The following is a 24443-nucleotide window of genomic DNA, read 5'->3' on the forward strand; positions in this document are numbered from 1 at the left end:
GGCGCGGACAGGACGTTCGCCGTGTTCCGGGGAGAATCACCCGGGATGGATGAGGCCGGCCGGTCGCCCGGACCCGGTCGGAGGGCTGTAAGACTCGGCCATATGAGCGAACGCATCGACGATGCGCACCACGAGGTGCCCCGAGCCGGCGACGGCGGCGCACCCTGAGCGACCGGGTCCCGCCACGCCACTGGGGCTCAGGCGGTCGCGCCGGGCGCGTGCCTGCCGATCGGGATCACCATGGGCGCGCCGGTGCGCGGATCGGCGACGACGTCGCACGGCAGGTCGAAGACCTCGCGCACGGTCTGCGCCGTCACGACGGTCGCAGGTGGCCCGGCGGCGACGATGCGCCCGTCACGCATCGCGACGAGGTGGTCGGCGTACCTGGCTGCGAGGTTCAGCTCGTGCAGCACCAGGACGATCGTGGTGCCCCGCTCCCGGTTCAGGTCGACGAGCAGGTCGAGCAGCTCGATCTGGTGGTTGATGTCGAGGAACGTGGTCGGCTCGTCCAGCAGCAGGATGTCGGTCTGCTGGGCGAGCGCCATCGCGATCCAGACCCGCTGGCGCTGGCCGCCGGAGAGCTCGGCAACCGGACGGTCGATGAGGTCGAGGGTCGCGGTCGCGCGCAGTGCGATGTCGACCGCGGCGTCGTCGGCCGCGCTCCACCGCCGGAACCAGCCCTGATGCGGGTGCCTGCCCCGTCCGACGAGATCGGCGACGGTGATCCCGTCGGGCGCGACCGGGGCCTGGGGCAGCATCCCGAGGACCCGCGCCACGTCGCTCGGTCGCATCCGGTGCAGCGGCTCGCCGTCGAGGTGGACCACTCCTGAGCGCGGCTCGAGGAGCCGCGCGAACCCGCGCAGGAGCGTGGACTTGCCTGATGCGTTCGCGCCGATGATCGCAGTGATCCGGCCCGTGGGCACGCTCAGGTCGACCTCGTGCACGACCGGGGTCGCGTTGTAGCCGAGCGTCAGTGCGCTGGCCTCGAGGAGGTGTTCGGGGCTCACGTGCCGCTCGATTCCCGCGCGGCGCTGATCAGCACCCACGCGATGTAGGGGGCACCGAAGATGCCCGTGACGACTCCTGTCGAGATCGGCCATGCCAGCGCGTGCTGCGCCACCAGGTCGGCCACCTGGAGGATGACGGCACCCATCAGGCCGGCGGCGACGATGCTCCGACTGGCTGGGCCGAGCGCGATCGTCGCTATCGGTCCCGCGAGCATCGCGACGAAGGCGACCGGGCCCACGGCCGCCGTCGCCACCGAGACCAGCACGGTCGCGACGCCGAGCAGCACGAAGCGGTCGCGCTCGGCGCGGGCGCCGAGCATCCGAGCCGGCTCGTCGCCGAGTTCGAGCGCGCGCAGCATCCGGGCGAGGCCGGGCCCGACCAGGGCGACGGCGGCCAGCAGCACCGCCACGACCGTGACCAGGCCGGGGGTCGCCATCCCGACCGAGCCGACGAGCCAGCTGAGCGCCGCACGCGCGTCGGTGAACTCGGCACGGGCAACGAGGTAGGAGGTGACCGACGACGCGAAGGCCGCCACCCCGATCCCGACGAGGATGAACCGGTACTCGGACACGCCTCGGCGCCACGCGAGGAGGTAGACCCCGGCCGCGGTCGCGAGGCCACCGAGGAGAGCGTAGCCGGACAGCGTGAACCCGGCGACGCCGCCGAGCACGAGCGCGGCCGCGGCGGCCGTGCCCGCCCCCGCGGCGACACCGAGGAAGTCCGGCGAGGCGAGCGGATTGCCGAGGACCCGCTGGAACAGCGTCCCGGAGACCCCGAGCGCGATACCCACGAGGGCCGCGGCACCGGCCCGGGTCAGGCGCAGCTCCCGGACCACGAACACGGTGGCGTCCTCGCCGACGCCGATGGCCGCCAGGACCGCCTCGATCGGCGGCACCACGACGCTGCCGACCACCAGGGAGAGCACGAACAACACGGCCACCGCCACACCGAGGGCCGCCACCACCACGCCGACACGGCGACGCGCGCCCGCGCGGTAGCGACGGGCCGCCGTCGCGACCGGGGCCACGACCGCCGTCATATCTTCACGATCTTGCGGAACCGCACCAGAAGGACGAAGACAGGCGCTCCGAGCACGCCGATCACCACGCCCACCGGCACCTCAGCCGTCGGCAGCAGCACCCGGCCCAGGATGTCGGAGCCGAGCACCAGCACCGGCCCCAGCAGCGCGGAGTAGACGAGGATCCACCGGTAGTCAGCCCCGGTGATGAGCCGGGCGAGGTGCGGAATCATCAGGCCGACGAACACGATCGGCCCACATGCCGCCGTCGCGGCCCCGCACAGGACCGCCACGATCGCGAACAGCACCCCGCGGGTGCGGCTGATGCGCAGCCCGAGGGTGCTGGCGAGGTCGTCACCGAGCGAGAGCAGGTTGAGGGCACGCCCGGTGAACAGGGCAGCGACGATGCCGATGGCGAAGTAGGGGGCCAACTGGACCAGGACCGGGTAGTACCGCCCCGCGAGCGCACCGACCTGCCACATCCGCAACTCGTTCAGCGCGTCCGGATCCGCGAGCAGGACGGCCGAGGTGAACGAGCTGCACAGGGCCGTCGCGGCGGCCCCCGCGAGGGCCAGCTTGATGGGGGTCGCCCCCTCGCGTCCGACCGCCGCGATCGCGTAGACGACCACCGTGGCCACGCCAGCGCCCGCGAACGCGAACCACACCGCACCGCTCACCGGCATCGCTGCGAACAGGACCGCAGCGACCACGACCGCCAGCGCCGCGCCCGCATTGATGCCCAGCACGCCGGGGTCGGCGAGCGGGTTGCGCGCGACTCCCTGCAGGATCGTCCCGCCGAGGGCGAGCGCGGACCCGACCACGATCGCGATGAGGGTCCGAGGCATCCGCATCTCCCGGATCACCGTGGCGTCGGCCAGGTCGGTCGCCCCGATCAGGGCGTTCCAGACATCGACCGGGGCGACGTCACGCGAGCCAAGGCCGAGGCTGACCAGGACGAGGGCGACCAGGACGACGACCGCCGGCAGCAGACCGAGTGCGCGACCGGAGCGTCGTGCGACCGAGGGCGGTGGCGCGACCTGCGTCGCGCTCACTCGCCGACGGAGGAGTCCGTGGCCCGGATGACCTCGGCGAGGCGGGTGAGCTCGGCGGCGTAGTCACCATAGGTGTGGACCCAGTACGCGGGCCACGTCGTGGTCTGGCCGGCAGCGAACGCGGCGATCTCACGCGAGATCGGCGCCTCGGCGAGGATCGCCTCGTTGCCGGGGTGGTTGCGGTCGTCGAACAGGAGCAGGTCCGGCTGGTAGGTGTCCGCGGTCTCCATGCTCAGCGTCTCCCAGTACGGGAAGTCGGGGTCCGGAGTCTCCGGGACGATGACGTCCAGGCCCCAGCGCTGGAAGTCGAGCAGTTCGGGAGCGTAGGCGGGCACGGCGACGGAGTAGTCCGTGTCCCAGGGGCTGATCGCGAGCGCGGTCACGCCGGGGTTCTCCTCGTTCGCGGCCTCGAAGTCGGCCACGGCCTCCTCGAACGTGGCGCGCGACTGGGCGATCGCCTCGGGATCCGCACCGAGCGAGGCGGCGAGGTCGGCGTAGCCCTCGATCAGAGTGACGATGGAGTCACCCTGGCTCGCCCCGACCACGGGAGCGAGGTCCGCCAACCGACGGCTGGAGTCCTCGACGCCCGCCTCGAAACCACTGTAGGCCTCCTCGACCGGCCACCAGTCGCCGACGATCAGGTCGGGTGCCAGCTCGGCAGCGGCGGCGACGTCGATCTTGCCCCACTCCTGGCCGATCACCTCGACGCCGGTGAAGTCCACGCCCTGCAGACCGACGTCCTCGGAGACCGGCGAGCTCGCCCAGATCGCGACGGGCGTGATGCCGAACTCCATGAGGACCTTCGCGGCGTACGCCTCGGCGATGATCCGCACCGGAACCTCATCCGCGGTGTAGGTCTCGCCGTCGCCCGAGACATAGGTCCAGCCGGGTTCCGCCGACGAGCCGCCCTCGGCGTCGGCCTCCGATTGCCCCGCGCATCCTCCGACGGCGACCGTGAGAACGGCAGAGATGAGCACTGCGGTGATACGGGCACGACGGCGCATGGAACACTCCACAAGTTAGGTAAGGAACATCTAACTCGCAGAGCGTACTGCCTGATGCCACAAGCTGAGAATCGCCCGACCGCTCACGGTGAGCGGCGGCTCGGGACGCGCCGGAAGAGCGCCGGTCGCGTCGGCGCCAGGACCGCCACCACCGTGATGCCGACGGCGAAGGGCACGACTCCGAGCGCGAGCATCGCCATCCCGGTGCTTCCGCCGAACTCGACCACGTCATGGGCGAGCAGCAGTTGGGAGACCGTCTGGAACGCCGCGTGGAAGCCGATGCACGTCCATACCGATCCGGTGATCATCCGCAGGTAGCCGAGCCCGATCCCCATCGCCACGAACATCGACAGGTCGGCCACACCCGTGTATCCGCGCAGCGCGAGCGCGAACCCCGCGAAGAGCACGGCCTGGCCAACGATGATCCACCAGCCACGCAGCCGCTCCCCGAGGACCCCGGTCACGTAGCCACGGAACACGACCTCCTCCGGGATCGCCTCGCTGACCAGCACCGCGAAGAGGACGAACACCACGGCAGTGACGACCTCGGCCGGCGACCCATGCAGCGCCAGCGGCGTACCGGTCAGCGCCATGACCGCGAGGACCGCGGCGGCCGGCACGAACCAGGCCAGGAAGCCCGTGGTGAACGCTCGCCAGCCATCCCGTGGGCGGGTGATCCCGAACGACGCGAGGTCGTGGCGGTCCACGCGTCGCACGAGGACCGCGACGATCGCGACGACGGCCGCCGAGAGGATCGCACCGCCGACCACCCGCACGGCGAGGGAACGGGACTCGGCCGGTCCGCCGTCGCCCGCGACGGTGACCAGCAGCAGTAGGCCACCGGCCAAGGACCCGACGGCGATCGCGAGCCGCGCGAGGAAACTCACCACGCCGGGTCGCGTCTCGACGATCGTTCTGGTGGTGCCGTGCGCACTCATGGTGATCTCCGCTCATCGGTGTGGGTGGGCGCCGCGCGACCGCTACCGCCGTAGCGGCGCGCGATCGTGCCGAACGCCAGCTTCGGGAGCCACGAGTCCGCGATCGGGGCGACGACGCCGTAGCTGGCGGCGTCGAGGTCATGGCCGAGTTCTTCTGATCGGGTCAGGGCGGGCTCGCTGAAGCCCCACACGAACGTGCCGTCCACACCCGCGTCCGCGAAGATGTCGAACAGTTCGTCGAGATAGTCCGCCTGGACGCGCTCGTCGCGTTCGAGTGACGTCGGGACCCGCATCCCGCCGTCGGCGTCGGCTCTGAGCACGTTGGCGGCCTCGGAGGCGTTCTCCGCGGCACCGACGTAGGCGCAGGTGCCGAACTCGAACATGAGGACCGGACGTCCGGCCCGGTGGTGGCGTTCGACGGCGTGGCGCACGTCGCCGGCGAACCGCCAGGCGTTCGCCGCGTCCCGGTAGGCATCGAGGCCGACTGCGTCGAACAACGACCAGTCCGGGCGTTCCCACTCCCCTGCGCCGTAGCTGATCGGCCCGGCGAAGTTGCCCCTGGCAACGGTGACGAGTCGCGCGAGGAATCGGCGCAGCCGCCAGTTGATCAGCGGCAGGGAGATTGACACATACGGGAGCGCGAGCCCTCGTCGGATGAACGTCCCACCCGGCACGAAGCCGTTCGCGGACAGGCTGAGTTCGCAACCGATGTTCAGGCTCACCTCACCCTTGCTGACCCGCAGCGCCTCGGCCCGCCCGGCCACGAGCTCGAGGTTCTCGGCTATCCGATCCGGGTCCACGTCGAACACGCGCGGCTGGATCCAGACGGCGAGGCCCTCCTCGCGGGCGACGGTGGCGGTCTCCAGGAGCCGGCCGGTGTCCGTCGCCATCACGAGCACGGTGTCGCAGCCGAGTTCGTCCCGAATGGCCCGCATGTCGCGCCGGGCATGCTCGGGGGTCCAGCGCGGGTTGGACTCGAAGTCACGTTCGTAGAGGACACCGGCGTCGTAGCCGATGCCCTGCACGCCGAACGCACGCTCACCCATCCGGCCGGTATCCCAGCGCCGCGAGCAGCATCGGGATCAGCTGATCGCCGTAGGCGTCGAGGTCGACGCCCGCGTCGATCTGCGATCTGGTGAGGGCGCCGTCAAGGGCGTGGATCACGGTGGTCCGGGCGACGGTGAGGTCGACCTGGCGGAACTGGCCCGCGGCGATCCCGTCCGCGACCATGCCCTCGAGCAGCGCGTTCTCCTCGTCACTCTCCGCCAGGTACAGCGGCACTCCGTCGCCATCACGGTGCGAGACCGCGATCTCGACGGCCGCGATCATCTCCTCCCGGTGGTCCCGCACGAACGTCAGGTAGCCACGCGCGAACGCCGCGAGCCGGGCCGCGGGGTCGTCGGCGGCGGCGACGGCGGCGGCGACGGCGGCGCGCGTGGCCTCCTCGACCCCGGTGAACACCTCGTCGATCACGTACAGGAGCAGTTGCTCCTTGCCCTCGAAGTGGTAGCTGATGATGCTCTTCGCGATCCCGGCCCGGGCAGCGATCTGCGCGAGCGAGGCCCGGTGATAGCCGACGTCGTTCACCGTCGCGATGGCCGCGTCCATGATCTGCGCGCGGCGGGCGGCCTCGGTGAACGTCCCGGACCGACCGATTGAACCGCTTTCTGACCGCATGATCCGAGATTAGGCCGATTGGTCAGAACGGTCAACGGTCGACAGTCGCTCTCGGGTCAGGCGTTGCTCGCGAGCGCAGCGACCCACCCGGCCGGCCCGACCACGCCGCACCATCAGGACGCGGGCCTCACCCCCAGTTGGCGGCGTCGGTGAGGCAGAACGGGTGGCCGGCCGGGTCCAGGAGCACCCGCCAGGTCTCGCCGGGCTGGTCCGCGGGGACGGTCGCACCCAGTTCCACGCAGCGCGCCTCGGTGGCGGCGACGTCCTCGCAGGCGAGGTCGAAGTGGAACTGCTTGCTTCCGTTCGGGTTCGGCCAGGCGGGCGGCAGGTAGTCATCGACGCGACCGATCCCGATGGCGGCACCGGGACCGGCCAGCATGGCGTAGGAGTCCTGGACGACCAGGGTCTCAGTGTCGAGCAGGGCGGACCAGAAGGTCGCGAGCGGGCGCACGTCGGCGCAGTCCAAGGTGATCATCTTCAGCGTAGGTGCGGTCATGGCGGCCACGATGCCGCACCCGCACCGGCGTCGATAGAACAAATCCGACAGCCGGCCCCGCTCGGATCAGAGCAGCTTCCGCAGCGTTCGCAGGTTACGGGTGGTCAGCACCGACTTGTACCGCGCTCGGGAGGTCAGCTTCGCGAACGTGGTGTCCGTGCTGGACCCCTTCGGCGCCTCCCAGTAGATGACCCCCTCCCCGGGGCGCACCTTCTCGACGTCGGGGTCGATCTCCGCGGCCAGCGCGCTGACCTCCGCGAGCGCGGCGTCGTCGGCGCAGAACATCACGTAGGGGTGGTGGGTGGTCTCGTCGGTGTCGAACGGATAGCCCGCCACGATGGCGGCGATCCGCTCGAGCGGCAGCACCTGCACCCAGGCCTCGTAGCCGAACGCCTCCCGCAGCGCGGTCTCGACCTCGGGCCGCAACCGTGCGGGCGGGAGGTCGGAGGTGACCAGGGCGTTGCCGCTGGCCAGGACGGTACGCACATCGGCGAGGCCGGCAGCCTCCAGGACCCTGCGCAGATCGGGCATCTTGACGTTGATCCCACCGACATTGACCCCGCGCAGCAGGACCGCGTACCGCGCGGCACGAGGCTCGGACGACTTCGAAGGCATGTCGCCGACCCTACGACCGTCCACCGTCACCGGGAAGCAGCTGCGCGCCGGCCCCGCGCCGAGATCGTTCAGGAATAAAGCAGTGACCGGGACTGCGTCCCGATGGTTACCTATCGGGGTCGCTCCGTCGGGCGACACCCACCACCACCATCGAGAGGTATCACCCATGCACCCGTTGACGATCTATGAAGTCCAACACCTCGAGCAGGCACAGCTGCGCAGCGAGGTCGAACAGCGCCGCAAGCTCAGGCAGCAACTGTTCGATCGCATCACGCGAAGCAACCAGATCACCGCTCGGGGCGGCCGGAGAATCGGCCGTCCTTCTTCTTTGTCCGGCTCGAACGAGCCCGCAGACCGCGACTACGTCAGGGCCAGCTGAACGCCGGCCCGTGTGGGCGCGTGGTGGTGGTCGCCTCGCCCGAAACCAGACCGGACGGATCGAGTCCGGACCGGCCGGAGAACCCGGCGGCACTTCGGTGCCGCCGGGTTCTCTGTCTCCCCGGCCGTGAACCCGCCGTGCCCGGGCCGCTCAGACGGCTCGGCGCTCCGGCGCCTGCCAGGCCGGGTCCCTGCCGATGAACCCGAGCATCCGGTCCTGCACGCCGGCGTCGTCGGGCACCGGCACCCGCGGACCGAATTGCCCACTCGAACGCATGATCTCCTCCATCGGCTCGCTGGCCGCCAACCCGGCGGCGCACCGATCGGGATCCAACCGGTCGTCCTGACCGGTTGCCCGCGCGAGATCCCAGGTATGCATGAACACGTCCGGCGTGTAGAGCCGGTCGACGACGTCCGCAGCCGCCATCTCACCGAAGTTCGGATTGCTGACGCTTCGCCGGCTACGCACCGGATCGTCTAGCAGCGTCTGGACCCCGTCCGAGTGCGCACGCCACGCGGCGACGGGATCGTCGGCCACCGGCGGCACCTCCGCGACCTGGAAGCCCAGCACCTGGGGCAGCCACTCGATCAGGTGGGCCACGACGTCCCGGGCGACCCACTCAGGTACCGGAGACGGATCTCCCCAGCGGTCCGGATCGGCGCCCTCCACACGCGCGGTGAACGTCGCCGCGACCTCTCGGTACTCGACTGCGGGGTCCCTGCTCATCTCGTTAGCCCTTCCTCTCGATCGGACGTTGACCAGGTTCGTAATCAACCAGTTCGTTGACTTCATTGAAGACCGCGCAGGCGGTCGTTGTCAACCCTTTGGTTGACTAAGGGGCAGTTAGCGGCTGCCGCCATGTCGCAGGCTCGGACTAGGCTGACCCGGTGAGCAATTCCGCCAAGACCGCCGGCTCCGATGCGATCGTCTGGATCGACTGCGAGATGACCGGCCTCGACCTGACCAGGGACGCCCTCGTCGAGATCGCCGTCATCGTCACCGACTCCGAGCTGCATGCGCTCGACCCTGGCCTCGATCTCGTGATCAAACCACCGGCCGATTCGCTGGTGGACATGAACGAGGTGGTCGTCGAGATGCACACCTCCTCCGGCCTGCTCGACGAGCTCGACTCCGGTATCACGCTCGCCGAGGCTGAGGAGCAGGTCCTGGCCTATATTCGCCGGTTCGTGCCGGAATCGGCCCGGGCGCCGCTCGCGGGCAACTCCGTGGGTACCGACCGTGGCTTCCTCGAGCGGGACATGCCTGCGCTCACCGAGTTCTTGCACTACCGGATCATCGACGTCTCCTCGATCAAGGAGCTGGCCCGCCGCTGGTACCCGCGCGCCTACTTCAACGCGCCCAAGAAGGCCGGCGGCCACCGCGCCCTCGCGGACATCGCCGAGAGCATCGACGAGCTGCGGTACTACCGTGCCGTGCTGTTCCCCGACGGCTCCGGGCCGGACTCGGCCACCAGCAGGAAGGTCGCCGCGATGATCGCGTCGGCACCCACGGTCGCGGCGGCGCCGACCTCCGCAACCTGACCTGCGCCGTCGGGCATTCGGCGGTGGCGCGACCACCCTCCGAACTTCGCTATGATTGGCAATCGCGACCGCGCCTGCGCGGAGCGTCATGGTGGGTATAGCTCAGTCGGTAGAGCGCCTGGTTGTGGTCCAGGAGGCCGCGGGTTCAAGCCCCGTTACTCACCCCAAGCACGAACGAGGCCCGAACCCAGGGCGGATACGCACTCCGGCCAGGGTTCGGGCCTCGCCCCATCGCGGGCAGGGGCGCCGCAGACGAGCGGGATCGCCCGGCCACGGCAGCTCCGGCGCTCAGCCCTCGAACGCCTGCCGGACCTCGTCAGCCTCGCCGGCGACCAGGTTGGTCGCGATGAGCGTGCCCTCGTGGCCGCGGAACCGTTCGGCCACCAGGTCGAGGTCACGTTCGCTGGTGACGACGAACAGCGCGGAACTACCTGGGCCGACCTGCTTGCCGATGGCGTCAAGCTGTTCTCGGGTGATGCCGACGTCCTGCATGTGCTTGTTCAGCAGTGAGATCGCGGCCCCCGCGGCCGCCCCGATGAGGGGCAGGAAGAAGAGCGCCCCGAACAGCACGCCCCAGAACGCACCCCAGCCGGCGGCGCGCCAGTTGTCGCGGTTCTCGTACTTGACCTCGGGACGATCTGCGTCGGCGGGCCAGGTGAGGACGGCGTAGTCCTCGACCTTGATCAGCCCGTCACTCCGGACCTGCTTGAGTGTGTCCGCCGCCCGATCGGCACCGTCGACGGTCTCGAACTTCCATGTGGTGAACGTGGTCACGCGTATGTCCTCTCGGAGTGGCACTGAGGTGACCAGTATCACGTTCCCGGTTCGCCGCCGCTAGACCGCCACTCCCGACCACCCGAAACGGATGAGGGGTTCCAGTGCCCGTGGGATCGGATGCCATCGCTCAGCCGAGCGGGCCGCGCCCGGAGGGGCGCGAACGCCCGCGCCGGTGGTCGCGTCGTGATCGAGACGTCCGACGGCGGGGCGTACGTCGGTCAGATGCACCTGCGATCGGGCTCCGTCCGGGTGGCCGTGAGCAAACGGGTCACCGTGGGTGAGCAGGGTGGCCGACTGCGGCAACTCGGGCAACTCGGGCAACTCCACCCAGGCTGCCCGTCCATGGGCAGGCGATGGACGCCGTCGCCCCCTTGTCCGCGCGCGGCCGAACACTCGTGCCGCGGGGCCGCCGAGCGCTCGATCGTGACAGCGCGCGCCTGCCTGATCGCCGCAGCGATCAGGCCAGGTCGATGTTGTTGCTGTCCGGTCCCATCCGGAGTTCCGCGACGAGGGAGTCAGCGAACCGGTCGAGCGCGCCGCGGCCGAGCGAGGCGAACAGCGACGGCTCGATGAGTTCGAGCTCCATCACCACGGACTTGCCGTTGGTGGGCACCAGGTCGACCCGCGCGTAGGCGAGCGGCCGGCTGGAGATCGACCGGCCGGGGATCCGTGCCCGGGCGAACGCCAGGGCCTGCTGTCCCGCCGCGATCTCCTCGGGGGTGGCGTGGTAGGCCTCCATGACCTCCTCGCGGGGACGCTCGGCCTCCACCTCCTCGGTGGTCAGCATCGCGGCCTTGCGGGTCGCATGCGAATACGTGCCGTGGAAGAACACGAGGGCGATCTCGCCGTGGGAGTCCACCTCGGGCAGATACCGCTGGACCATCACCGAACGGCCCTCGCCGAGGAGCCGCTTGGCATGCTCGATGGCGTACCTGCGGGAGTCCGCGTCGGTGGCCGTGTACCGACCGGCGTCGAGGGAGCCCGAACTGATCGCCGGCTTGATGACGAAGTCCTCGCGGGCCGGGAACCTGTTGTGCAGGGCGCGCTTGTCGTACCCGCGATCCGGCTCGAGCCAGGTGGTCTGCACCACGGGCAGCCCGTGGTCCTCGAGCGCCTGCAGATAGTGCTTGTCCGAGTTCCAGCGCACCACGTTCGGCGGGTTGACCAGGCGCGGCACGGACCCGGCCCACGCCACGAACTCCTCACGACGGGCGGCGTAGTCCCACGCGGACCGGATGACGGTCAGGTCGTAGCGCGACCAGTCCACCGCCGGGTCGTCCCAGACCACGGACTCAGCCGTGACGCCGCGCTCGGCCAGTGCGGGGATGAGCGGGGCATCCTCGTCGTCGAGGTCGGGCAGTTCGGCGCACGTGACGAGCGCGAGGCGTGGAGTGGTGGACACACCTGAACCGTACTAAGAAGTTCACGCCGGCGTGACTTCGCCAGGTGCACCGGCGCCGTACCGTGACGTCATGACCACCTCGGACGACTCGCCCCTGTACCCACCGATCGACCCCTACACGAGCGGCATGCTCGCCGTCGGCGACGGGCACGAGATCTACTGGGAGGTCTCCGGCAATCCCGACGGGCAGCCCGTGGTGTTCCTGCACGGTGGTCCGGGCGGGGCCACGAACCCCGACCAGCGCCGGTTCTTCGACCCGGACGGCTACCGGATCATCCTGTTCGACCAACGCGGCTGTGGCCGCTCCACGCCGCACGCCGCCTCCCCCGGTGCCGACATGAGCGCGAACACCACCTGGCACCTGGTTGCTGACATCGAGGCGCTGCGCACGCACCTGGACGTCGAGTCCTGGCACGTGTTCGGCGGGTCCTGGGGCTCGACCCTCGCCCTCGCCTACTCGCAGAAGCACGCCGAGCGGGTCCGCTCACTCGTGCTGCGCGGCATCTTCACGCTGCGCAAGGCCGAGCTGGACTGGTTCTACGAGGGCGGCGCGAGCGCGCTGTTTCCGGACTGGTTCGAGCGGTACGTCGCGCCGGTTCCGCCGCAGGAACGGGGCGACTGCATGGGCGCGTTCCACCGCCTGCTGCACGACCCGGACCCGAGCGTGCACGGCCCGGCCGCCGTCGCCTGGTCCACGTGGGAGGCCGCGACCACGTCCCTGCTCATCGACGACGACTCGATCACGAAGTTCTCCCAGCCGGAGTTCGCGCTCGCGTTCGCGCGGATCGAGAACCACTACTTCGTGAACAGGGGCTGGTTCGCCGAGGGCCAGCTCATCGAAGGCGCCGGCGCCCTGGCGGACATCCCCGGCGTGATCGTCCAGGGCCGCTACGACGCGTGCACCCCGGCCGCGACCGCCTGGGACCTGCACCGGGCCTGGCCCCAGGCCGAGTTCGTCATGGTGCCGGACGCCGGGCACGCCTCCACCGAACCCGGCATCGCCCGCGCCCTTGTCGCCGCCACGGACAAGATGGCGGCCATGCCGCCGCGGTGAGCTCCCCGTGCGGCGAATCGGACGCCGTCTTCGGCCGTACCTGCCGCGTCATGAGGAACCTCCGCCTGAGTCAGTGCGGAACTTCCCTCCTTCCTCAGGCGGGAGGGTCTTTCTCGCCGCAGTGGCCGCGGTCAGATCCAGTCGGGCTCATACGGCAGGAACTGCAGCCGCATGTCGCAGTCGCGCAGCGACATGTCCGCCTTGGCCTGGTTGCACGGGCGGCAGGCCGCGACCAGGTTCAGCCAGGAGGACCGGCCGCCACGGGCGCGCGGCACCACGTGGTCGACCGTCGTGGCCGAGCGGCCGCAGTAGGCACACGTGTACCTGTCGCGGCGCAGCACACCCGCCTTGGAGAACACCGGGCGCCTGCCCTCCAACTGGTGGACCATCGAGACGGCCCGGGTCAGACGCAGCACGCGGGGCACCACGTACGGGCCGAAGGTGGAGCCGTCCTCGACCTCCACGATCTCCACGACGTTGCGGCGCAGCAGCGCGATCGCCTTGCGCAGGGGCACGATGTGCAGGACCTGGTCATCGGGCGGGTTCAGCACCGCGATCGCCATGGTCACCACTCTCCTCGTCTGGTCCCCGGGACGTTCCTACGCCACACCGGGGACCAGATCAAGGACTTTCTGCCAGGACGCGGCTCAGTACAGGATCTCCAGGTGCCCGCGGGGCCAGGCGAGCGTGGCGTAGATCTGCACCATGGCCGCCTGGTCGAGCAGCTCCGTGGACGTGCCGTCGACCGGGAACAGGCCGGTCTCGGGATCGCGGACCCGCTCCCACTGGTGGTCCGCGTACTCCTCCATCGCGCTGCGGTAGCGATGGCCGCCGGTGGTGGACTCCAACAGCAACAGGTTCTTGAAGTAGATCGAGTTGAAGAAGATCTCGTGCTCGTTCAGCCGGTCTTCCTCCACGAAGTACGTGTACGAGGCAGCCGCGATCGATTCGGCCCTGGCCAGATACTGCTCGTCCCCGGTGGCCTCGTACAGCAGCGTGTAGGTGCCGATCGGCACGCCCTGGTTATAGGAGAAGTGCCGCTCGTCGATGCTGCCGTCCAACTTGATGTTGTCCCAGTACAGACCGTTCGGGGCGAGCAGGTGCTCGTCGGTCCACTCCACGAACCGCAATGCCCAGTCCAGATAGTCCTGCTCTCCGGTGATCATGTACAGGCGCACCCCGAGCTGCGCGCCGGGCATCGTGGAGACCGTGTTGCGGTCCGTGCTCCACGGCGCCTGCGTCCAGAAGACCCCACCCGGTGCTGCGTGCGAGGGGTCGGTGTCCCAGCCGGAGACCACGAGATCGAAGATCTGCGCCGCCCGGTCGAGGGCAGACCGGTCCCCGGTGGCCAGGTACTCCTGCACCTTGGCCAGTGCAACCCACTCGTTGTCGTCGTAGAACATGTCGCCGCCGTCGCCGAACGGCGTGCGCGGGTAGGAGTCGTAGCCTGGCAGGCCGGTGGTGCCGCCGTCGGCGTTCCAGTACCGCTCCTGGCCGACGGCCCGATCGGCGAGGTCGTCAGCGAATCCGTTGCCCAGCCGGCCGGGGATACCGATGAGATCCAGGGTGGCGATGTGCGCCTGCGAGAACGGCCACTCGAAGGAGTAGGCCCGGTCATCACTCCCGAGCGGGTACCGCTCGAGATAGAGGTTCGAGCCGTCATCGGCGTACAGGTACTCCTGCATCGCCTCGTAGCTGGCGATGGCTCGGTCCACCTGGGCCCGGTGAGATTGTCGTGCCGGCTCCGCGCCGGCCGATGCGGACAGCGCCAGGCTGCCGACCAGCACGGCGGCGGCGGTACCTCCGATGGTTCTCCTCAGCGTCATTGCTCCTACTTCCCCGTCGGCGTCAGCACCGACCTCGTCATCGTCGACCTTCAGGCGGGTCCGATCGTCGCACAATATGCTGAATATGACCATGGTTGAGATCGAGTGCCTGGGACTGCCGTTCGGCCCCACTCTGGGTATATCAAGCCTCTAGCTCGGGCTAGTGTCGCTGGGCAACGGCGTCACCGGACGCACCCGGGCCCGCGCTCGAGGGGCCGCAGGGGTGGTCGGACGGGAAGCATCCGCGGCGACGAGAACGGGGCCGGATCTTGTAAGATCCGGCCCCGTGGCGGTACACCCCCTGGGACTCGAACCCAGAACCCAGTGATTAAGAGTCACTTGCTCTGCCAATTGAGCTAGAGGTGCTTGCGGTGGACGATATTACCAGCCCTGGTGCGCCTGGGGCCAACCGGCCAGGGGACGCCTAACCTGTCCGGGACGGCACCCGACACGGAGGTTCACAACCATGGCACGACTCACCGCCGGCGAGACTGCACCCGACTTCACCCTGCCCACCGCGGACGGCGGCTCGCTCAGCCTCGCCGAGCTCCTCCCGACCGCCGAGAACGGCGTGATCGTCTACTTCTACCCAGCTGCGGGGACCCCCGGGTGCACCAAGGAAGCGTGCGATTTCCGCGACTCGCTGGCCTCCCTGCAGGGCGCCGGATACGCCGTCGTCGGCGTCTCCCCCGACCCCGTGAACAAGCTCGCAAGCTTCGTCGAGGCCGAGGCCCTGACGTTCCCGCTGGTCAGTGACGTTGAACACACCACGCTCGAGGCGTACGGCGCATGGGGCGAGAAGAAGAACTACGGACGCACCTACACCGGCGTGATCCGCTCGACGGTGGTGGTCGCCACGGACGGAACCGTGGCCCTCGCCCAGTACAACGTGAAGGCGACCGGGCACGTGGCGAAGCTGCGCCGCGACCTGAAGATCGACTGAGCCTCGCCTGGTGACGGCGCCCCGCAGCCGTCAGTGGCGCCCGGCCCAGTCCCGAACGGCACCGTAGAGCTCGACGAACGTTGTCGCCGTCCGAGAACTTCGTCCTCGGTGCAGGTCGAACCGGTCGATGTGGAAGGCCGTGCACCCGAGGGCCAGGGCGGGTCCGACGTCGTTCGCCCATACATCGCCGATGCTCAGCAGCCGGTCCGGTCGGCACTCCAGGTCCGCCTCGGTCAGCAGCCCGCCGAGCAGGTCAAGCATCGTCGCCGGCTTGCCGGCGTCGGTGATCACCGCGTCCAGCCGGTCGGAGAGCCCCACCGCGTCGAGCCACCCGAACACGCCGGTGCCTGGGGCGTTGGTCAGCAGCACGGTCTGCACGCCCGCGCCTCGAACGTCGTCCAGGAGTTCGCCCAGGCCTGGCGGCGGGCCCACCTCGCCCTCGCCCGCGTCGAGCCGCTCCCGGGATGCCAGGTACGCGGGCGACATCGACGCACGGTCGAGGCCTGCGGCGAACCCCAGCGCGTGCACGGCTTGGTAGCCGTCCTGGGCGTCACCGGGCCGTGAGCGCCCGGCGAGGAAGTCCTCCGCGCCGGTAAGGACCCGCTCCCGCCACGGAGCCGACACCCGCCGTGACACCTCCTGCGCGTACAACCGCACCGGATCGTCGCCGAGGCAGACCGTGCCGTCGAAGTCCAGCACGAGGGTGGGAGTGGGCACGTCGATTCCTCCGTCAGGTCGGTCGGCACATAGGCTAGGGGTGAGCGCGAGTGGCGTAATTGGCAGCCGCGCAGGATTTAGGTTCCTGTGCCTTCGGGCGTGTGGGTTCGAGTCCCATCTCGCGCACCGGTGGATGCACCATCGTCAGGCGGGCGGCGCGACAGCCGCCCGCTTGGGCTTGGCGCGGGCCTTGAGTTCGGTCGCCTGCTGCGCCTTGGTGGCCGCGAAGGAGCAGATCGGGCAGGTCGCGAACACGTGTCGCTGCGCGGGGCAGTATTCGCGGCCGAAGTAGATGATCTGCAGATGCCGACGGTTCCAGGTCTCGCGCGGGAACGCCTTCTTGAGGTCGGTCTCGACGCGCTCGACCGTGGTGCCCCGGGATAGTCCCCACCGCCGGGCGAGCCGGAAGATGTGGGTGTCGATCGGGAACGCGGGCACGCCGAACGCCTGCGCCATCACCACGCTCGCGGTCTTGTGCCCGACCCCGGCGAGGCCCTCGAGGAAGTCCCACTCGGGCACCAGTTCGCCGCCGGCATCGACGATCTGACCGGCCGCCGTCCAGAGGTTGCGGGCCTTGGTCGGCGCGAGCCCGACCTCCCGGATCAGTTCGAGGATCCGCTCCGGCCCCAGCGCGAACATCTGCGCGGGCGTTGACGCCTCGGCGAACAGGGCAGGCGTGATCTCGTTGACCTTCTTGTCCGTGGTCTGCGCCGAGAGTGCGACGGCGACCAGGAGCGTGTACGGGTTGACGTGATCAAGCGGGATCGGGGGCTCGGGGTAGAGCCCGTCGAGAATCTCGCCGATACGTGCCACCTTCTCGTCGCGTCGCATGCGCCCACGCTAGCCGCAGCCGCCGACATCCGGCCGCACCGGTCCCGTCAGCGCTCGACCGGAACCGACGACGCGACGGCCACCGTGTGCTCGGCCGGCATCCGCACGGCCGAGGGCCTCGGCACGAGCTCGCTCTGAAGCACCAGGGCGGCAGCTCCGATCGCCGCCGCCTCATGCGCGCTCGAGGAGAGGCGGACCCGCAGCGCGTGGCTGCCGCGAGCGAAGAAGGTCCGCTGGAGGTGGTCCTCGATCACCGGCAGGTAGAGGGATCCCGCCACGGCGAAGGCCGGACCGGTGAGCACGATGTGGTCGAGGTCCATCACGGTGGCGAGCGTCTGGGCAGCAACCGCCAGGTACCGAGCGGAGAACGTCAGCAGCGAGGATGCCACGGCGTCGCCGCGCAGCGCGGCGCGGGCGAGGGTGCCGAAGTCCTCGGTCGCCGGCCGGCCGGCCGGCCCGAGGTCGACCCCGCGCGCCCGTGCGGCTGCCACGACCGCGGCGGGGCCGGCGACCGCCTCGACGCACCCGCGGGAACCGCACCAGCACTCCGGTCCGGTGAGATCGACGCACACGTGCCCGATCTCGCCGGCATTCGAGCTGGAACCGCGGTACACGGAGCCGTCGACGAGCACGCCCGCGCCGACCCCGGCGGCCATGTAGAGGGCGCCGAACGACGCCGTCGACTCGATCCCACCCGACCAGTACTCACCCACCGCGGCTGCGGTGGCGTCGTTGTCCAGCAGCACCGGCATCCCGAGCGCCGACTCCAGCGCGTCCACGAGTGCGAACCCGGCAAGCCTCGCGGGCTCGGGTGTCGTCGTCCAGGCCGCCGCCGGGTGGGACAACGGCCCAGGGCCCACGACCCCGACGCCGAGTACCCGGTCCCGTTCCACGTCGACGCGGTGCATCATGTCGTCGACCTCACGTGCGACACGGCTCACGATCTCTTCGGCGGCATCGCCGCCGGTGCCGGCAGTCCGCCACCTCGTCACCACACCGCCACCCAGGTTCGCGATCACGTAGGTGATACCGGCGATGTCCAGGTGCACCCCCACTGCGAACCGGGCGAGCGGCTCCAGCCGCAGCAGTGTCCGCGGCTTCCCACCGGTGGACTCGGCGCGACCGACCTCGACGATCAAGCCCTCGTCGATCAGGCGTCGGACCACGGTCGACACGGTCGCGCCGGTCAGCCCGGTGGCGCGGGTCAGCTCGACCCGGCTGATGGTGCCTGCGGCTCGCACGACGTCGAGGATCGCCGATCGGCTGCGCGTCTGCTGCGCACCGCCACTGTCCGTGCTCATCGTGCGACTCCTCTCCTCCGTCTACACCCAGTCTCCCCCGTCCCCGGCCGGGTCGACGGCGCAACGTACAGACGTCATGGGCCAGCCAGCTCCCGGAGCCGCCGCTCGGGATCGGGAGCCGCCGCACGGAGCAACTTGGTGTACTCGTGCTGCGGATCGAGGATGACGTCATCGGCCGGGCCGCGCTCGACCACGCTGCCTCGGTACATCACCAGGATCTCGTCCGAGAAATGTCGCGCGGTCGCGAGATCGTGCGTGATGTAGAGGACACCGAGTTGCTCCTCGCGCTGTAGTTCCGACAGCAGGTTGAGTACCCCGAGCCGGATCGACACGTCGAGCATCGAGACGGGCTCGTCCGCGATGAGGATACCCGGCGCCGGTGCGAGCGCTCGCGCGATCGCAACACGCTGCCGCTGCCCGCCGGACAACTCGTGCGGGCGCCGTTGCGCGAACTCCTCGACCGGGTCGAGCCGGACCCGTGCCAGCAGTTCGTGGACGCGGTCGAGGACCGCGGTGCGGCCGAGCCCGGGATGATGGAGCGTGACCGGCCGGGCGAGGTGGTGCGCGACCGTGTGGTACGGGTTCAGCGACGCGAACGGATCCTGGAACACCATCTGCACGGCACCCCGGTAGGCGCGTCCGGCGGTACCTCGCTCGGGCAGGTTCTTCCCGTCCAGGAGAATCCGACCGGAGGTCGGGCGCTCGAGCCGCAGCAACAGTTTCGCGACCGTCGACTTTCCGGATCCCGACTGACCGACCAGTGCCGTCGTCCGTCCGGGCTCCAGGGTGAAGCTCACGTCATCGACGGCGCGCAGGGTCGAGTGCCGCAAGCCGCTCCGCAGCCGGTACTCCTTGACGACCTCACGTAGCTCCAGCGTGGTCACCGGGCCACCTCCAGGTTCTCCCGTGGGCCCGCTCCGGCACCGGTCCGGATGAAGTCGCCGCGCGCGCCGGTGAGGCTGGGGAACGAGCGGAGCAGCGCCTGGGTGTACTCGTGCTGCGGATCGGTGTAGAGGGTGCGCGCGTCCGCGATCTCGACGATGCGGCCCTCCCGCATGACGGCGATCCGATCGCTGATCTCGAGCAGCAGTGGCAGATCGTGGGTGATGAACACGACGGCGAAACCGAGCTCCTCGCGCAGCCGCGTCAGTTCCTGCAGGATCTCCCGCTGCACGACGACGTCGAGCGCCGTCGTCGGCTCGTCCATCAGCAGCACCTGCGGGTCGAGCGCGAGCGCCATCGCGATCATGACGCGCTGGCGCATCCCGCCGGAGAGCTCGTGGGGGTAGGACGACAGCCGGTCCGGGTCGACGCCAACCCGCTCCAGCAGTTCCGCGCTGCGCCGTCTGCGCGTGCGGCGGTCGAGGTCTGGCCGGTGAGTGGTGAACACGTCCTCGAGCTGGTCACGGATCCGGATCACCGGGTTGAGCGAGTTCATTGCGCCCTGGAACACCATCGCGACCTTGTCCCAGCGGAATGCCCGCAGGTCCTCGCCGTGCAGGTTGCCGAGATCGATGGCGTGCCCCTCGCGTGAGTGGAACAGCACCCGTCCGCCGACGATCGCGGCGGGCGGCTTGAGGAGCCGGGTGACGGCGTAGGCCAGCGTGCTCTTGCCACAGCCGCTCTCCCCCGCCAACCCGAGCACCTCGCCCCGGTGCAGGCTGAGCGACACCTCTCGTACGGCATGCACGGGCTCCGCCACGAGATAGTCGACACTCACCGCATCGATCTCCAGGACGATGGGGCGGTAGCCGCGCTCCGACGCGCTCTCCCCCGCCGACGGCGTCTGGCTCACCGGACCTCCTCCTCGCTCTCGCGCAACTGCTCCTTGGTCATCCGCCAGCGCCTGCGCTGTTCGCGGGTTCCGTCCCGCAGCTTCGGATTGATGATGCCGTCGATGGCGAAGTTGATGAGCGCGAGTGCGGCGCCGAACACTGCGAGCATCAGGCCGGGCGGGACGAACCACCACCAGGCGCCGAGCCGCAGCGCGAGCCCGTTCTGCGCGTAGTACAGCATCGTGCCCCAGGTGAACGACCCCGTCGCCCCGAGCCCGAGGAACGACAGCCCGGCCTCGCCGAGGATCCCGAAGATCACGGCGAAGACCACCTGCGAGGCGAGCAGCGGGACCAGGTTGGGCAGGATCTCGACCGCGAGGATGCGCCACGACGACTCGCCGCTGACCCGGGAAGCCAGCACGTAGTCGCGGTTCCGCACGCTGAGGGTGAAGCCCCGCAGGACGCGAGCCGAGCCTGCCCAGCTCGTGATGGCGAGCACGACGGCGACCATCCACACACTCTTCTGCGTCACGTAGCTGGAGATCACGATGACGAGCGGCAGTCCCGGGATGACGAGCATCACGTTCGTGAACAGCGAGAACGCCTCGTCGGTCCAGCCCCCGGCGAAGGCCCCGACCACACCGAAGAACGACGAGAGCAGCAGCGTCAGGACGCCGACCACGAGGCCGATGAGCAGCGAGCCACGGGTGGCGTGGGCGAGTTGGGCGAACACATCCTGACCGGTCTGGGTGGTGCCCAGCCAGAACTCCGACGACGGGGGCGTCATCCCGATGTTGCGCACCTCCGACGGGCTACCCACGAGCAACGGCCCGAGGGTGCCGAACAGGACGATCACGATCGTGATGGCGAGCCCGACGCCGAGCTTCGGCGTCATCGGCGGCAGGGTCCGACGGCGGCGGCGCGGTTGGTCCCTGGCCTCGGCCGCGGCGAGGGCCGGGTCTTGCGTGGCGATCGACATGGCGGCTCCTAGGCGCGGGCCCGCGTGCGCGGGTCGATGACGGTGTACAGGAGGTCGACGAGCAGGTTCGCGCCGAGCACGGAGAGCGTTATGACGAGGAAGATCCCCTGCATCAGTGCGTAGTCGGCGTTGTTGACCGAGGACAGCAGGGCTGATCCGATACCGGGGTAGGAGAACACCGACTCGGTGACGACCGAACCTGCGACCACGAATCCGAGCGAGATCGCGAACCCCGCGACCGAGGGCAGCACCGCATTCCTCGCCGCGTACGTGAGCCGGATCCGAGAGGGCCGCAGACCCTTCGCCTCGGCCGTCAGGATGTAGTCCTCCGAGAGCGTGGACACCATCATGTTGCGCATGCCGAGCATCCAGCCGCCCACGGATGAGATGACGATCGTCAGGGCAGGCAGCGTGCCGTAGTAGATGACCGAGCTCACGAAGTCCCACGTCCACCCGGGCGACGTCGTGTAGATGTCGTAGCCGCCGTTGAGCGGGAAGACCTGCCACACGCTGCCGAGCAGGAACAGCAGCACGAGAGCGAGCCAGAAGTACGGGATGGACTGCAGGAGGGTCAATGAGGGGACCATGTTGTCGATCCAGGACCCACGCTTCCAGCCGGCCAGCATGCCCAGGCCGACGCCGATGACGAAGGAGATGAGCGTGGACAGTCCGACAAGCGCGACCGTCCAAGGGAGCGTCTGGCCGATCACGTCGACCACCGGTGTCGGGAAGTACGCGACCGAGACACCCAGATCGCCTCGGAAGATCTGCTGGAGGTAGTCGATGTACTGCTGCCAGAGCGGCACCGAGGAGTCCATCCCGAGCAGCAACTCGATGGCGTGCCGCGTGGCCGGGGTCACCTCGCCACGCTGGGCGAGCTTGGAGACCATGATGTCGACCGGGTTGCCGGGCATCCACCGGGGCAGGAAGAAATTGAGGGTCAGTGCCGCCCAGAGGGCGACGAGGTAGAAGCCGAACTTCTGCCACAGGAATCTCACGTGCGGGCCCTTCGCGGTCGGAACGTGGGTGTGGGTGGGCCGGCGATGCCGGGCGAGCCGTTCAAGCTCGACCGGACACCGCCGGCTCCGCCGGGTTCACTCGGTCGAGGTCACTCGGCCGGGACGATCCGCTGCAGGACGATGCCCGCGTCCCACGCCTTCCAGGTGGCGGGCATCGCGTAGGGGTCCTCGTTCGTGGGCCAGCCGGTGACGCGCGAGGTGTTGAACTCGGTGAGCATCGAGTTCACGTAGATCGGGATGTAGGGCAGATCCCTGACGATCTCCTCCTGCACGATCGCGTACTGCTCGGCCTGCACCGTCTCGTCCGCCGTTGCGGCCGCGGTCTCCAGAGCCTCGTCGACGACGGGGTTGCTGTAGCGCGCGAAGTTGCCCGAGGTCGCTGCCTGGCCGACCGGCACCGTGTTCACCGAGTGGTACTTCCCGATGTAGGTGAAGTAGGGGTTGCTCGAGGCACCCAGACCGATCGAGTCCAGGGAGAGCTGGAACGTGCCCTGGGTCTGCGAGTCGTTCCACTCGTTCCAGGCCACCTGAGTGGGCACCAGCTCGATGCCCACTGTGGCGAGCTGTTGCGTCATCGCGTCGTTGAGCGAGATGAAGTCGCTCCAGCCGGAGACCGTCTGGATCGTCATCGACAGCCGCTCGCCGTCACGGGTGCGGACGCCGTCGGAGCCCATCTCCCAGCCGGCGGCGTCGAGTACCGAGTTCGCCTCCTCGACGTCGGGGCCGTCCGGCGCGCTCACGTTGTCGGGGTCGGTGATCCAGGCGTCGTCACGGCCCGGGATGAGCAGTGTGGGTGAAGCGGCGCCCGCGAAGCCGCCGCCGGCGAGCGTGTTGAGCTGGGTGCGGTCGATCGCCCAGTAGATCGCCTGGCGAACCGCGGGGTCGGTCTGCGGGCCCTCGCAGCCGAGTTCGGCGCTGGAGCAGGTGAAGATCGAGGCGGTCAGGGCCGGGGTGTTGACGAAGCCGATGTCCTCGTTGTCGGCGATCAACTGCTCGAGGCCGGGCAGGAACGAGCTCATCCAGTCGATCTGGCCGGCGATGAGTGCGGCGCTGTTCGCGTCCGCGGAGTCGAGCGGCACGTAACGGACCTCGTCGATCGCCGGCGTGCCGTTCCAGTAGTCATCGTTGCTCGTGAGGACGAACGTCTCGGTCGAGAAGTCGGAGACCACGAACGGGCCGGTGCCGACCGGGTCGGAGTTGATGTTGGTGGTCGGGTCATCGATCCCGGACCAGATGTGCTCGGGGACGATGCCCTGGTTGCCCAGCACACTGGGCTCCTGCATGAAGGACGTCTCGGGGAAGGTGAGCACGACAGTCGTGTCGTCGATCGCTTCGGCCGTGGCCGAGTTCCCGCTCGTGTTGAGTTCCGGGGTCCGGCTGATCAGGTTGAACGTGAAGGCGACGTCCGCGGCCGTGAAGGGCTCGCCGTCCGACCACTGCACCCCCTCGCGCGTGGTGATCGTCAACTCGGTGCCGTCGGAGTTCCATTCGTACCCGGTCGCCAGCATCGGCGTCGGATCGGCCTCGTCGGCCAGGTTGTACCAGTAGAGCGACTCGAAGATGACGCCGCGGGTCGGCTGCAGGGCGGTCGGCGAGAACGGGTTCCAGTTCTCGACGATCTCGCCGAACGAGACGCTGATCGAGGTGGTGCCGTCGCCGGTGTCGGCTCCGGACGGGTCGTCGGGGTCATCAGCCGAGCAGGCCGCCAACGTCAGGGTGAGTGCCGCGATGGCCGTTGTGGCCACCAGTGCTTGGCGCCGCGCAGGACGCCTGGTCCGGATCTTCATCGTTGAATCCCTCGGTTCGGATCGCCACCACGTCATGGCGATGGGGGTGCGAGCACCGGCGAGGTGCCGGATCTTCGGTGACCGCAGCACTTTTGTAGTCGATCAAAGTTAGTCGCGTCAAGGGCTGTGGCGAAGCGGTTCGACGCGAGAGCGCGGCCCAGAACCGCTCGACGAGTCGATCCGATTCTTCGAAGGTTCTGCGCCTCCGTGCATGCTGCGCACCTCGCGACCGCCCGAGCCAAGGTTGACGATCTTCGTTCGATCGCCTAAGAATCTTCACGCGACTCCCGGGCGTGCGACGATG

The 24443-nt window shown here is 69.5% G+C and carries 26 protein-coding genes and 3 tRNA genes; 6 read left to right on the forward strand and 23 right to left on the reverse strand.

Features of this window, described 5'->3' with window-relative positions; translation table 11 throughout:
• Positions 1-197: 197 nt before the first annotated feature.
• The 9 genes from HALOF300_RS16605 to HALOF300_RS16645 form a co-directional block, all read right to left on the reverse strand.
• Entirely contained in the window at positions 198-1007 is an 810-nt protein-coding gene (locus HALOF300_RS16605) for an ABC transporter ATP-binding protein (RefSeq protein ID WP_231955480.1), read from the reverse strand.
• Positions 1004-2047 (reverse strand): FecCD family ABC transporter permease, encoded by a 1044-nt coding sequence (locus HALOF300_RS16610; protein ID WP_156742031.1) that lies wholly within the window; start codon positions 2045-2047, stop codon positions 1004-1006. The genes HALOF300_RS16605 and HALOF300_RS16610 overlap by 4 nt, the downstream gene beginning before the upstream one ends.
• Positions 2044-3078 carry a FecCD family ABC transporter permease gene (locus HALOF300_RS16615; RefSeq protein ID WP_156742032.1) on the reverse strand — a complete coding sequence of 345 codons (1035 nt, stop codon included), beginning with the start codon at positions 3076-3078 and terminating at the stop codon, positions 2044-2046. The genes HALOF300_RS16610 and HALOF300_RS16615 overlap by 4 nt, the downstream gene beginning before the upstream one ends.
• Positions 3075-4082, reverse strand: coding sequence for a TroA family protein (locus tag HALOF300_RS16620; protein WP_156742033.1), 1008 nt, complete (start codon positions 4080-4082; stop codon positions 3075-3077). Before HALOF300_RS16620 ends, HALOF300_RS16615 begins: the two co-directional genes overlap by 4 nt.
• An 83-nt stretch (positions 4083-4165) precedes the next feature.
• Positions 4166-5020, reverse strand: coding sequence for a CPBP family intramembrane glutamic endopeptidase (locus tag HALOF300_RS16625; RefSeq protein ID WP_156742034.1), 855 nt, complete (start codon positions 5018-5020; stop codon positions 4166-4168).
• Complete coding sequence (locus tag HALOF300_RS16630) at positions 5017-6066, reverse strand: hypothetical protein (RefSeq protein ID WP_156742035.1); 1050 nt, start codon at positions 6064-6066, stop codon at positions 5017-5019. The genes HALOF300_RS16625 and HALOF300_RS16630 overlap by 4 nt, the downstream gene beginning before the upstream one ends.
• Entirely contained in the window at positions 6059-6697 is a 639-nt protein-coding gene (locus tag HALOF300_RS16635; RefSeq protein WP_156742036.1) for a TetR/AcrR family transcriptional regulator, read from the reverse strand. The genes HALOF300_RS16630 and HALOF300_RS16635 overlap by 8 nt, the downstream gene beginning before the upstream one ends.
• A 127-nt stretch (positions 6698-6824) precedes the next feature.
• Positions 6825-7193, reverse strand: coding sequence for a VOC family protein (locus tag HALOF300_RS16640; protein WP_156742037.1), 369 nt, complete (start codon positions 7191-7193; stop codon positions 6825-6827).
• Between the two features lie 66 nt (positions 7194-7259).
• Entirely contained in the window at positions 7260-7808 is a 549-nt protein-coding gene (locus HALOF300_RS16645) for a DUF1697 domain-containing protein (protein ID WP_156742038.1), read from the reverse strand.
• A gap of 166 nt (positions 7809-7974) precedes the next feature.
• Here HALOF300_RS16645 and HALOF300_RS16650 point away from each other — a divergent pair, with 166 nt between their 5' ends.
• Positions 7975-8187, forward strand: a complete 213-nt coding sequence (locus tag HALOF300_RS16650; RefSeq protein ID WP_156742039.1) for a hypothetical protein — start codon at positions 7975-7977, stop codon at positions 8185-8187.
• Positions 8188-8337: 150 nt separating this feature from the next.
• Here the strand turns inward: HALOF300_RS16650 and HALOF300_RS16655 are convergent, their stop codons facing one another.
• Positions 8338-8913 (reverse strand): TIGR03086 family metal-binding protein, encoded by a 576-nt coding sequence (locus HALOF300_RS16655; RefSeq protein WP_156742040.1) that lies wholly within the window; start codon positions 8911-8913, stop codon positions 8338-8340.
• A gap of 161 nt (positions 8914-9074) precedes the next feature.
• Here HALOF300_RS16655 and orn point away from each other — a divergent pair, with 161 nt between their 5' ends.
• Complete coding sequence (gene orn, locus HALOF300_RS16660; RefSeq protein ID WP_197522623.1) at positions 9075-9728, forward strand: oligoribonuclease; 654 nt, start codon at positions 9075-9077, stop codon at positions 9726-9728.
• A 91-nt stretch (positions 9729-9819) separates the two neighbouring features.
• Positions 9820-9895, forward strand: a tRNA-His gene (locus HALOF300_RS16665).
• Between the two features lie 121 nt (positions 9896-10016).
• Here HALOF300_RS16665 and HALOF300_RS16670 read toward each other — a convergent pair.
• Both HALOF300_RS16670 and HALOF300_RS16675 read right to left on the reverse strand, forming a co-directional pair.
• Positions 10017-10502 (reverse strand): DUF1269 domain-containing protein, encoded by a 486-nt coding sequence (locus HALOF300_RS16670; RefSeq protein WP_156742041.1) that lies wholly within the window; start codon positions 10500-10502, stop codon positions 10017-10019.
• 460 nt (positions 10503-10962) lie between these two features.
• A complete protein-coding gene (locus HALOF300_RS16675) occupies positions 10963-11907 on the reverse strand; it encodes an ATP-grasp domain-containing protein (RefSeq protein ID WP_156742042.1) in 945 nt (314 codons plus the stop codon).
• 70 nt (positions 11908-11977) lie between these two features.
• On the opposite strand from HALOF300_RS16675, the gene pip reads away from it, so the two are divergent.
• Positions 11978-12961 (forward strand): prolyl aminopeptidase, encoded by a 984-nt coding sequence (gene pip, locus HALOF300_RS16680; protein ID WP_156742043.1) that lies wholly within the window; start codon positions 11978-11980, stop codon positions 12959-12961.
• A gap of 131 nt (positions 12962-13092) precedes the next feature.
• Here the strand turns inward: pip and HALOF300_RS16685 are convergent, their stop codons facing one another.
• From HALOF300_RS16685 to HALOF300_RS16695, 3 genes are all read right to left on the reverse strand, one after another.
• Entirely contained in the window at positions 13093-13524 is a 432-nt protein-coding gene (locus HALOF300_RS16685) for an HNH endonuclease (RefSeq protein ID WP_156742044.1), read from the reverse strand.
• A gap of 84 nt (positions 13525-13608) precedes the next feature.
• Complete coding sequence (locus HALOF300_RS16690) at positions 13609-14787, reverse strand: glycoside hydrolase family 76 protein (protein WP_156742045.1); 1179 nt, start codon at positions 14785-14787, stop codon at positions 13609-13611.
• Between the two features lie 293 nt (positions 14788-15080).
• A tRNA-Lys gene (locus HALOF300_RS16695) sits at positions 15081-15153 on the reverse strand.
• Between the two features lie 100 nt (positions 15154-15253).
• On the opposite strand from HALOF300_RS16695, the gene HALOF300_RS16700 reads away from it, so the two are divergent.
• The gene (locus tag HALOF300_RS16700) at positions 15254-15730 is read left to right on the forward strand and encodes a peroxiredoxin (protein WP_156742046.1); all 477 of its coding nucleotides are present in this window, start codon (positions 15254-15256) and stop codon (positions 15728-15730) included.
• A 30-nt stretch (positions 15731-15760) separates the two neighbouring features.
• Here the strand turns inward: HALOF300_RS16700 and HALOF300_RS16705 are convergent, their stop codons facing one another.
• Complete coding sequence (locus HALOF300_RS16705) at positions 15761-16447, reverse strand: HAD family hydrolase (protein ID WP_156742047.1); 687 nt, start codon at positions 16445-16447, stop codon at positions 15761-15763.
• Positions 16448-16491: 44 nt separating this feature from the next.
• Here HALOF300_RS16705 and HALOF300_RS16710 point away from each other — a divergent pair.
• Positions 16492-16573: transfer RNA gene (locus tag HALOF300_RS16710), tRNA-Leu, on the forward strand.
• A gap of 18 nt (positions 16574-16591) precedes the next feature.
• Here HALOF300_RS16710 and HALOF300_RS16715 read toward each other — a convergent pair.
• From HALOF300_RS16715 to HALOF300_RS16745, 7 genes are all read right to left on the reverse strand, one after another.
• On the reverse strand, positions 16592-17278 hold the full coding sequence (locus tag HALOF300_RS16715; protein WP_156742048.1) for an endonuclease III domain-containing protein: 687 nt from the start codon (positions 17276-17278) through the stop codon (positions 16592-16594).
• 47 nt (positions 17279-17325) lie between these two features.
• Positions 17326-18579: an ROK family transcriptional regulator gene (locus tag HALOF300_RS16720; protein WP_156742049.1), complete on the reverse strand. Its 1254-nt coding sequence runs from the start codon at positions 18577-18579 to the stop codon at positions 17326-17328.
• A 74-nt stretch (positions 18580-18653) separates the two neighbouring features.
• Positions 18654-19463: an ABC transporter ATP-binding protein gene (locus HALOF300_RS16725; RefSeq protein WP_156742050.1), complete on the reverse strand. Its 810-nt coding sequence runs from the start codon at positions 19461-19463 to the stop codon at positions 18654-18656.
• Entirely contained in the window at positions 19460-20374 is a 915-nt protein-coding gene (locus HALOF300_RS16730; RefSeq protein WP_408636867.1) for an ABC transporter ATP-binding protein, read from the reverse strand. Before HALOF300_RS16730 ends, HALOF300_RS16725 begins: the two co-directional genes overlap by 4 nt.
• Positions 20371-21333: an ABC transporter permease gene (locus tag HALOF300_RS16735; RefSeq protein WP_156742051.1), complete on the reverse strand. Its 963-nt coding sequence runs from the start codon at positions 21331-21333 to the stop codon at positions 20371-20373. Before HALOF300_RS16735 ends, HALOF300_RS16730 begins: the two co-directional genes overlap by 4 nt.
• An 8-nt stretch (positions 21334-21341) precedes the next feature.
• The gene (locus HALOF300_RS16740) at positions 21342-22331 is read right to left on the reverse strand and encodes an ABC transporter permease (protein WP_156742052.1); all 990 of its coding nucleotides are present in this window, start codon (positions 22329-22331) and stop codon (positions 21342-21344) included.
• 110 nt (positions 22332-22441) lie between these two features.
• On the reverse strand, positions 22442-24139 hold the full coding sequence (locus tag HALOF300_RS16745) for an ABC transporter substrate-binding protein (protein ID WP_156742053.1): 1698 nt from the start codon (positions 24137-24139) through the stop codon (positions 22442-22444).
• Positions 24140-24443: the final 304 nt, after the last annotated feature.

It is taken from the genome of Occultella aeris (assembly GCF_902703175.1).
Lineage (GTDB): Bacteria > Actinomycetota > Actinomycetes > Actinomycetales > Beutenbergiaceae > Occultella > Occultella aeris.

Bases quoted from the DNA above. Each gene is read 5' to 3' on its own strand.
- HALOF300_RS16610 (WP_156742031.1), bottom strand. From the start codon at position 2,047: ATGACGGCGGTCGTGGCCCCGGTCGCGACGGCGGCCCGTCGCTACCGC.
- HALOF300_RS16620 (WP_156742033.1), bottom strand. From the start codon at position 4,082: ATGCGCCGTCGTGCCCGTATCACCGCAGTGCTCATCTCTGCCGTTCTC.
- HALOF300_RS16625 (WP_156742034.1), bottom strand. From the start codon at position 5,020: ATGAGTGCGCACGGCACCACCAGAACGATCGTCGAGACGCGACCCGGC.
- HALOF300_RS16630 (WP_156742035.1), bottom strand. From the start codon at position 6,066: ATGGGTGAGCGTGCGTTCGGCGTGCAGGGCATCGGCTACGACGCCGGT.
- HALOF300_RS16635 (WP_156742036.1), bottom strand. From the start codon at position 6,697: ATGCGGTCAGAAAGCGGTTCAATCGGTCGGTCCGGGACGTTCACCGAG.
- HALOF300_RS16640 (WP_156742037.1), bottom strand. From the start codon at position 7,193: ATGACCGCACCTACGCTGAAGATGATCACCTTGGACTGCGCCGACGTG.
- HALOF300_RS16645 (WP_156742038.1), bottom strand. From the start codon at position 7,808: ATGCCTTCGAAGTCGTCCGAGCCTCGTGCCGCGCGGTACGCGGTCCTG.
- HALOF300_RS16650 (WP_156742039.1), top strand. From the start codon at position 7,975: ATGCACCCGTTGACGATCTATGAAGTCCAACACCTCGAGCAGGCACAG.
- HALOF300_RS16655 (WP_156742040.1), bottom strand. From the start codon at position 8,913: ATGAGCAGGGACCCCGCAGTCGAGTACCGAGAGGTCGCGGCGACGTTC.
- pip (WP_156742043.1), top strand. From the start codon at position 11,978: ATGACCACCTCGGACGACTCGCCCCTGTACCCACCGATCGACCCCTAC.
- HALOF300_RS16685 (WP_156742044.1), bottom strand. From the start codon at position 13,524: ATGGCGATCGCGGTGCTGAACCCGCCCGATGACCAGGTCCTGCACATC.
- HALOF300_RS16690 (WP_156742045.1), bottom strand. From the start codon at position 14,787: ATGACGCTGAGGAGAACCATCGGAGGTACCGCCGCCGCCGTGCTGGTC.
- HALOF300_RS16700 (WP_156742046.1), top strand. From the start codon at position 15,254: ATGGCACGACTCACCGCCGGCGAGACTGCACCCGACTTCACCCTGCCC.
- HALOF300_RS16715 (WP_156742048.1), bottom strand. From the start codon at position 17,278: ATGCGACGCGACGAGAAGGTGGCACGTATCGGCGAGATTCTCGACGGG.
- HALOF300_RS16720 (WP_156742049.1), bottom strand. From the start codon at position 18,579: ATGAGCACGGACAGTGGCGGTGCGCAGCAGACGCGCAGCCGATCGGCG.
- HALOF300_RS16735 (WP_156742051.1), bottom strand. From the start codon at position 21,333: ATGTCGATCGCCACGCAAGACCCGGCCCTCGCCGCGGCCGAGGCCAGG.
- HALOF300_RS16745 (WP_156742053.1), bottom strand. From the start codon at position 24,139: ATGAAGATCCGGACCAGGCGTCCTGCGCGGCGCCAAGCACTGGTGGCC.